Source organism: Bacteroides sp. OF04-15BH (genome assembly GCF_003477995.1).
Classification (GTDB): domain Bacteria; phylum Bacteroidota; class Bacteroidia; order Bacteroidales; family Bacteroidaceae; genus Paraprevotella.
On record NZ_QUEM01000101.1, the window covers coordinates 1 to 255 of the forward strand.

The 255-nt window shown below is 52.2% G+C and carries 2 pseudogenes; both read left to right on the plus strand.

The window, feature by feature from the left end:
- Window positions 1-132 (plus strand): annotated as a pseudogene (locus DXA74_RS16005) (conjugal transfer protein TraI); the annotation flags it as partial.
- A gap of 19 nt (window positions 133-151) precedes the next feature.
- Window positions 152-255 (plus strand): annotated as a pseudogene (locus tag DXA74_RS16800) (conjugative transposon protein TraJ); the annotation flags it as partial.

Here is a 255-nt window from a genome sequence, read left to right on the forward strand (position 1 = left end):
CTCAACTACCGCAACCTCGTGAACTACTACACCCGAAAGAATATATCCGTGTCCTACCTGCGGGCGAAGAAGAAGAACGACACCGACCGGGTGCTGGCTCTCTACGGCTCGGCGGATGAACGCTACTGGTAACATATAAATCGGTATGCCTATGTTATTAGCAGCGGTGGATTTTGACAACCTGCACCAAGTGTTGCGGGTGCTGTACGATGAAATGATGCCCTTGTGCAGCAACATGACGGGGGTAGCCAAAGG